This window comes from uncultured Rikenella sp., from assembly GCF_910577125.1.
Lineage (GTDB): Bacteria > Bacteroidota > Bacteroidia > Bacteroidales > Rikenellaceae > Rikenella.
This window is the reverse complement of sequence record NZ_CAJTMN010000091.1, coordinates 1-7,749: the sequence shown is the minus strand read 5'-3', so window position 1 is coordinate 7,749 and position 7,749 is coordinate 1. Positions and strand designations below refer to the sequence as shown.

The window sequence follows — 7,749 nt, the reverse complement described above, 5'->3', positions numbered from 1 at the left end:
AACTCCCGGCCCAAAGAAAGTCCGGGAGTTGGGCCGCCGGCAGCTTTAGGATGCGAAGCATCCTCTAAAGTTTTTCTGGTTCTCTTTGTTCACAAAGAGAACAGTACCCTCCCAGGCAAGTACGAATAAAAGAACGAATAAAAAATATCTAACTTTGTGACATGATGTCAACGACCCCATTTTCCCGCCCGCCACGGCGCAACGGCGACAATCGGAGAGTTCGGCGGACACAGCTTCCGCCCGTGTTCGACCGCATGCTCGACACCATCCGCCGGAACATTATCCTGCGCAACGTCGTGATGGCCCTGTGTATCGGGATCATCCTCTATTTTGTCGTCAACCTCGTGCTGAACATCTACACCCGTCACGGTCAGCGGATCATCGTACCGACCCTGATCGGCCACACCTTCGGCGAAGCGCAGAAGATGAGCGAAAAGGGCGAGCTGCGGTTGGAGATCATCGACTCCCTCTACATGCCGAAGCAGAAGCCCGGCCAGATCCTCGACCAGAGTCCGAAACCCGGGATGGGCGTCAAGAAAGGGCGTCGTGTCTTTCTGACCGTCAACGCCTTCCGGCCCAGAACCGATGTGATTCCGTTCGTGACCGGCTACTCCTTGCGGCAGGCCAAGAACATGCTCGAGACCAAAGGCTTCGAGATCGAACGGCTCGTCTACCGATCCGATATGGCCACCAACAACGTCCTCGACGAACTCTACAAAGGCCGATCGATCACTCACGACTCGCGCACCAAAGCGGAACTCGGATCGGGAATCACCCTCGTCGTCGGCGTGAACCACTCCTCGCCGCTGCCCCGGATTCCGAAAGTCATCGGTCTCACCCTGCGCGAAGCCAAGAGCCGGCTGTGGGAAGTGGGCCTGAACGTCGGCAACGTCAAATTCGACTCCGGCGTCGGAGCCGACGGCACCGAAGACGCCCGCGTCTACCGACAGGAGCCCAACCAGCAGAGCCGGACGGACTACGGCGGTAAAGTCTCGCTGTGGCTGACCCTGGATACGCAAAAGATCGCCTCGTCGTCCAAAAATTCGGACACCGCCGCCCGGCGGTATGCCGTTGACGAAGAAGAAAACGCCGATGACGGAGAAAACGAATAACTCACCGATGAGCAGGCCGGAGCCCCTCTTCGAGGCCGGTCGTCCCGCGGCGCCCGACACGGACGAAATCGGCGACGAACGCGAAGACGAACTCTTCGAACACTTCAACGTCGTGGCCGACAAGGGACAAGGCCTGCTGCGGCTCGACAAATTTCTGGCCACCCGGCTCGAAAACACCTCACGGAACCGAATACAGGCCGCTGCCGACGCCGGCAACATCCTCGTCAACGGACAGCCCGCCAAGTCGAGCTACAAAGTCAAGCCCCTCGACCGGATCTCGATCGTGCTGCCCTACCCGCCGCGCGAACTGGAGATCATCGCCGAAGAGATCCCCCTCGACATCGTCTACGAAGACGACTTCCTGATCGTCGTCAACAAAGCCGCCGGGATGGTCGTCCATCCCGGCCACGGCAACTACACCGGCACCTTGGTCAACGCCCTCACCTTTCACCTGCGGGGGCTTCCGCTCTTCGAGCAGGGCGACATGCGCGCCGGACTCGTACACCGAATCGACAAAAACACCTCCGGACTCCTCGTGGTGGCCAAAGACGAACGGACGCACGCCTTTCTGGCCCGACAATTCTACGACCACTCCATTCGGCGCATCTACCACGCCCTGGTCTGGGGCAACTTCGAAGAGGATGAAGGGACGATCGAGGGCAATATCGCCCGCAGCACCACCGACCGGATGCGAATGGCCGTCTTTCCGCCCGACGGGCCGGTGGGGAAACACGCCGTGACCCACTATCGGGTCTTGAAACGGTTCGGATACGTCACCCTCGTCGAATGCCGGCTCGAAACCGGGCGGACACACCAGATCCGCGTGCACATGGAGTCGATCGGCCACCCGCTCTTCAACGACGAGCGCTACGGCGGCGACCGGATTCTGAAAGGCACCACCTTCAGCAAATACAAACAGTTCGTCGAAAACTGCTTCGCCGCCATGCCGCGGCACGGGCTGCACGCCCTGAGCCTCGGGTTCGTCCATCCGCAGTCGCGCCAGGAAGTCTATTTCGAATCGGAATACCCGGCCGACTTCGCCGCCTGCATCGCCAAATGGGAGGGATACACGGCCGCACGCCATACGTTCGAAGGCGACGAGTAACACCTTTTTCCGTCCCGGACGGCCCGTTTTTTCACCCGTTTCGGCCGACGGATTTCATTCGTCCGAAATAATTGCTATCTTTATCGGTGAATTATTCACCCATCAACACCTCAACAGCTTATGGGACAGAGAACCTTTACCATCATAAAGCCGGATTCGGTGGGAGGAAACCACATCGGTGAAATCCTGACCATGATCGAGAAAGCGGGCTTTCGGATCATCGCGCTGAAAATGACCTACCTCAGCCGCTCGGATGCCGAAAAATTCTACTACGTGCACAAAGGACGGCCGTTCTTCCGCAACCTCTATCTTTTCATGACCTCCGGGCCGATCGTCGCCGCAGTGCTGGAAAAGGAGGGGGCGCAGGATGCCGTGGCCGAGTTCCGCGAACTGATCGGAAAGACCAATCCGGAGCTGGCTGCCGAAGGAACCATCCGCAAGAAATTCGCCGCTTCGAAGACTCGGAATGCCATTCACGCCTCGGACAGCGACGAGAATGCGGCTTGGGAAGCAGCCTTCTTCTTCCCGGACAAGGAGATTATCGACACCAAATACGAGCTTCCACTGCCGGAAGACGAAATCGACAGCGACTAATCGCTCCATACCGACATGCTATTCACGCCGTTTCCTTTCAGTGAACGGCGTTTTTTTCATCCACAGGACTCCGGCCCACCAAACATTTATCCCGCCCGACCATGCAACCGGCACATACCACACGAATCATCGGCATCATCACCCTTCTATGCCTTCTGCTTCCCGCCGCCGCTAAGAAGAAACCGGCGCCCGCCCTCGTCGAGTCGAAAGACACAACGGTCTACGACCGCCGCACGATCGCCCAAATGCCCCGATTCAAAGGAAAAGAGGCACTCGTCTCCTTCCCGCAATGGATCGGTACCCAATTGCAATACCCTGAAACTTTACAACAACAGGGTCTCGGAGGTCGCGTGGTCGTAAAATTCGTAATCGAGAAAAACGGCGACCTCTCGAACGTCGAGATTCTCGAATCCCCTTACCTGTTGCTCAGCGCCGAAGTGATCCGCGTTTTGGGACTCTCGCCGCGCTGGACACCCGGAATCAACGCCGAAGGCGAAGCCGTACGGACATGGATGGTCGTTCCCGTCCGGTTCACCTGCGTCGAACCGCGGAAAGACAAATCGCTGCCGCCACAACTGCGCCAGGGGCAACACGCTCTATAATCCCTCTTTTTCTATCCGGCGACCTTTGCCCGTCGTCAGTCCGCCGATTTCGGTCTCTCTTGTCCCCCACAAGCTCGGCCGAAATCGGCGGTTATTTTTATATTTCCACACCTGATTACAAATCGACTCGGGCAGCGCGAGAAATCCAAATATATTAACAATTCAGCATAGGTTTGTTTTTTTGTATAACATCCTATCTTCGCGGTCGATTTCTCAAAAACGAGAATCGACAGAGCAAAAATAATCGCCATACAAACCACTCACACGCTATGAGAAAATTCTTCCCTACCGGTTTCCTCATGATGCTGATTTTCGGCATTTTGTCACTGACCGGCTGTAAGAAAGAAAACAACCTGCTGACCGATTCCGGCGTCAATGCGCCGAACCGGTTCCCGATCTACATGACCCCGTCGGACTACAATGCCGAAAACACCTACTATCTGCTGAACGACGACGAATCGCCGGAGGTCTTCTTCGACAGAAATCAACGGAACTTCTCGACCATGAATCCGCTCCAAATGACCTTCGGCGACGATTACTATTTCCAGATACGGTTCTACAGCCCCCGCGCGCTGCCGAATGTGACCATCTGGGCCAAGATAGACGGCTACGAGGAAGAGTTCAGACTCCTTTCGCTCGACAAGCTGATGCCGTTCCAGCAACTCCGGGTACATCTTCCGCTCGACACCGAAGACATCACCGCCAGAACGCGTAGCGGAAAGACTATCAAAATCATGGCCAATCCGCACCTCTCGGCCGCCAACTTCACCTTCACGGTCGAGAGCGACTCGCCGTACTGGCAGACCCTGAAAAGCATCACGGTGGACTGGAACGTCTGGTTCGGACGCTACGACCCGAATCACCCGAACTGGAAATATCCGCTCCACGCCTGCCACGCCCGCGAAGGGGTAGCCTTGGCCTTGAACCTCACCTACATGTTCTCGACCCAGGAGTTCGAATCCAAAGTAAACGGCTGGGGCCCGCTCTATGCCAACGCCGACAAAAAGCCGATCGACCGGGCCGCACTGATCAAATCCGCCCGCAGCAAACGCGGCATCTGCTACGGACTCGTGAGCGGCAGCGTAGTCGGCCTGGGCGGGGGAAGCACTTTCGGTTTGGCCGAATACGTCTACTTCGGCCACTACGGCGACGACGATGCATGGCCGGAGACCGCTTTCCACGAATTCGGCCACATTCTCGGCTACGGCCACGGCGGAAACATGACCTACTACCCGCAAGCCGAACCGGGATGGACCATCCTCGGCTGCCAACTGTACGAAAAGCTCTCGGTAGAAAAGAAATTACCGATTTACTCGCGCCGTTTCCTGCACAGCCGAAAATCGAAGAGTACCTACGCAGGCATCGCCGGATCGTATCATAAATCGAAAAACATCATTGAAGATCCGGAACTCGACGAGATCGACGGAGGTCTGATCCACCGGGGAGAAAACGACCAAAAAGGCGAGAACGGCGAAGCACTCTCCTTCACACTGGACCATACGGCAGTTCCGGACGCCACGGCCGCCACCTTCCGGCCCAAGGACGTCTACGTCTACAACGACTCGCTGTTCGTGGTGAACGATGCCAAAGAGCACTACAGCGTCGAAATCTTCGATATCAAAAACGGCAAAATATCGCACCTGAAAAGCATTCGGGAGTGGACACGTGCCGACGGAACCACCGAACACTTCCTCGGCGAGCCGAACGGAGTGACGCGGGCGAACGGCAAAATCTATGTCACCCATACGGGCAGCCGCACCGAAGTGTTCGACGCCGAAGACCAACACTTCATCGGCTGCCTCGGCAACGGGAACTGGGGCACCGGAGCCGGACAAACCGTCCACGCGTTCGACATCGTGGTGTATAACGGCCTGATGCTGATCCACGACAAACGCTACTTAGTGGTTGCCGAAGAGGCCATGCTCGGGCAGCTGGACCCGATGCTCGTGTACGCCCGTTCCGAAAATCTCGGCGAGACGGCCGGAACTTACGGCATGGCGGTCGACACCACGAGCGGCATTCTGTACGCCACCCATCCCGCCAAACGAATCGACCAGTTCGACCTCTCCCAGATACGCGAATACCAAGAGATCAAACGCTCGGGTAGTCTCACATACAAGAACGCTCCGTATGCGCTGGACTTCTACGGCACACGACTTTTCGTCAGCTCGAACGGCGACGAAAAGTTCTGTGAAGTCGATCCCAAGACGGGCGCTATTCTGAAAAACCACACCACCGTGGGCGGCATCACCTTGCAGGCGCCCGAAAAGTTCTGCATCCGGCGCAAAACACTCTTCATCATCGACCGGGCCAAAGACGGCGCACGGCTCTATGCCATCCCGATGAGCGAACTGAATTAGTCCACCCTCTATCCATGATTACAATTCGGAACAACATGAAATTCAACCTTCATCATATCCTGTGGATCGCATGCTGCGGTCTTCTGTCCGTCCAATGTTCGGAAAAAAGCGACCCGGCCGATCCCGATACCGAAAACGGCAACTATACCAGCTACTGGTACTACTGCTACGAGACGGGCAACCTGCTGACCAACGAAAACATGGGGCTGGAAGCCGGCCAGTTCACCCCCTACACGGTGGCCGGCCGGGGCGACACGCTCTTCGTAGCCAACATCGCCGAGGGGTCGAGCCTGATTCTCTTCGACCTGAAGAACAACCGGCCGTTCCGCACCCTCTCCTCGTGGATCGTGAACGGGGCGGAACAAAAGTTCATCAGCCCGATCGAAGCGATCGTCGTGACCGACACCCGACTTTATGTGGCGGAAAGACAATCCTACATCCACGTTTTCGACCTGCCCGACCTGAATTACATCGTCAGCATTGGCAACGGAAGATGGAGCGGGCCGGTATTTCAGGCACAGGCGCTGGCCGTGAAAAACGGGTTGATTTACGCTCGCGACAAAGACGGCGGAGTCAGCGTCTACAAAGAGAGTGACGCCGTACCGGAAAAGGCCGGAAAGATCAACCGCTACAAAAAAATGGGCGGCGGATCGGCCAACAACGCCTTTGCCTCGCACTACATGGAATTCGACGCCGACGGGACACTTCTGCTGACGGATTACGAAGGCAAGACCCTCCGCGTACTGGACGTCTCGCGAATCAACGACGAGCTGAAAAACGGTACCGTCATCGACCAGTCCGATCGGGCCTGGACACTGACTTTCAAGCCCAAGACCTTCGCCCCCACGGCCGAACGGATGTATGCGACGGGAGATAACGACGGCATCAACATCTACGACAAGGCTGCGAAACAATGGATCAATCCGATCAAGTCGATCAAAGGATTCGCTTTTTCCCAGGCTGCACGCATCTACGGACAGGACGAAGAGAAATTCTGGATTTCAGACCTCAAGAAACAGGCCGTAGTCCGGATGGACGTTTACCAAAACGAAATCCGCGAATATTCCCGCATCAGCGACCGGATTATCCGCATAGATGCCGCCCCGGCCTCCAAAGGGATGGAAACGGCGCCCTTTTTCGTCGATATCCGCACACATGAGATCGTCGATCCGGAAACGATCGGCCAATAAGTTTTCATAGGATATCTGTAAACACAAAGGGAGGACGGTCATATCGCGACCGTCCTCCCTTTATTTCTTGTATTCTCTGTCAGAAAGTGTACCGCACCTTAAAAGCGGCCAAATCCCATTGCGAATGGGGTGTAAAGTTGATATTGGGTTTATAGTCCACGGCAAGCGCGATCGGAGCCTGAACGAATTTATACTCGAACCCGACGGTCGGATCGAGCCCGATGGCAAAATCGGCGCTCTGATGCCTCCCCAAATGGAGCGCTCCGATATTGAGCCCGCCTCCGGCATACAACCGCAAGCCTTTAGCCAACGGCACATGATACTGATAGACGGCGGACAACATCACTCCTTTGCAGGAGATATTATAGCCGAACTGAGCCTCGATAGCACTGCGCTCTCCGAGGAAATGCTTCAGTCCAAAGCCCATATCGGCTCCGAGATTTACGCTGACGGAAGTCCGATAATCCTGTGCCTGAACGGTTTGCCCACCCGCAGCCGGCAAAACCAGACAGAGTGCATAAAGTATTTTCTTTAACATGAGAAGTGGAGGTTGAGATTCAATGATTTTGAAGCAAAATTCATGCAAAATTTTCCCCGAGTCATCTTTTCGAAAGGAAGTACGTTTGGCCCGCATAGTCCAAAGCACTCCCCCAATCTCGTCCCTATTCGGTCTTTCGCCCATCCGCCCCGAGCGGTAGTCGCCGGGTGACAGGGCCAGAGAAAAACACCCGGCCCCGGGCTACCGCCATCGGGATACGGGCACGTTGTGGCTCATCGGCAGCAGCG

The 7,749-nt window shown here is 56.3% G+C and carries 7 protein-coding genes; 6 read left to right on the top strand and 1 reads right to left on the bottom strand.

Annotation, left to right across the window (positions count from 1 at the left end):
- Window positions 1-242: 242 nt before the first annotated feature.
- The 6 genes from QZ292_RS08605 (at window position 243) to QZ292_RS08580 (ending at window position 6,963) form a co-directional block, all read left to right on the top strand.
- Complete coding sequence (locus QZ292_RS08605; protein WP_294600580.1) at window positions 243-1,112, top strand: PASTA domain-containing protein; 870 nt, start codon at window positions 243-245, stop codon at window positions 1,110-1,112.
- A 7-nt stretch (window positions 1,113-1,119) separates the two neighbouring features.
- Complete coding sequence (locus QZ292_RS08600; protein ID WP_294600579.1) at window positions 1,120-2,217, top strand: RluA family pseudouridine synthase; 1,098 nt, start codon at window positions 1,120-1,122, stop codon at window positions 2,215-2,217.
- Between the two features lie 120 nt (window positions 2,218-2,337).
- Window positions 2,338-2,811: a nucleoside-diphosphate kinase gene (gene ndk, locus QZ292_RS08595; RefSeq protein ID WP_294600578.1), complete on the top strand. Its 474-nt coding sequence runs from the start codon at window positions 2,338-2,340 to the stop codon at window positions 2,809-2,811.
- Window positions 2,812-2,912: 101 nt separating this feature from the next.
- Window positions 2,913-3,413: an energy transducer TonB gene (locus tag QZ292_RS08590; RefSeq protein WP_294600577.1), complete on the top strand. Its 501-nt coding sequence runs from the start codon at window positions 2,913-2,915 to the stop codon at window positions 3,411-3,413.
- Window positions 3,414-3,682: 269 nt separating this feature from the next.
- On the top strand, window positions 3,683-5,773 hold the full coding sequence (locus QZ292_RS08585; RefSeq protein WP_294600575.1) for a hypothetical protein: 2,091 nt from the start codon (window positions 3,683-3,685) through the stop codon (window positions 5,771-5,773).
- A gap of 35 nt (window positions 5,774-5,808) precedes the next feature.
- Window positions 5,809-6,963 carry a quinoprotein amine dehydrogenase gene (locus tag QZ292_RS08580; RefSeq protein ID WP_294600573.1) on the top strand — a complete coding sequence of 385 codons (1,155 nt, stop codon included), beginning with the start codon at window positions 5,809-5,811 and terminating at the stop codon, window positions 6,961-6,963.
- 79 nt (window positions 6,964-7,042) lie between these two features.
- Here QZ292_RS08580 and QZ292_RS08575 read toward each other — a convergent pair whose 3' ends face one another.
- Window positions 7,043-7,501, bottom strand: a complete 459-nt coding sequence (locus QZ292_RS08575) for a hypothetical protein (RefSeq protein WP_294600571.1) — start codon at window positions 7,499-7,501, stop codon at window positions 7,043-7,045.
- Window positions 7,502-7,749: the final 248 nt, after the last annotated feature.

What these genes read in the sequence shown, in the direction of transcription:
- QZ292_RS08600 (WP_294600579.1), top strand. Translation starts at nt 1,120, where the DNA reads ATGAGCAGGCCGGAGCCCCTCTTCGAGGCCGGTCGTCCCGCGGCGCCC.
- ndk (WP_294600578.1), top strand. Translation starts at nt 2,338, where the DNA reads ATGGGACAGAGAACCTTTACCATCATAAAGCCGGATTCGGTGGGAGGA.
- QZ292_RS08590 (WP_294600577.1), top strand. Translation starts at nt 2,913, where the DNA reads ATGCAACCGGCACATACCACACGAATCATCGGCATCATCACCCTTCTA.
- QZ292_RS08585 (WP_294600575.1), top strand. Translation starts at nt 3,683, where the DNA reads ATGAGAAAATTCTTCCCTACCGGTTTCCTCATGATGCTGATTTTCGGC.
- QZ292_RS08580 (WP_294600573.1), top strand. Translation starts at nt 5,809, where the DNA reads ATGAAATTCAACCTTCATCATATCCTGTGGATCGCATGCTGCGGTCTT.
- QZ292_RS08575 (WP_294600571.1), bottom strand. Translation starts at nt 7,501, where the DNA reads ATGTTAAAGAAAATACTTTATGCACTCTGTCTGGTTTTGCCGGCTGCG.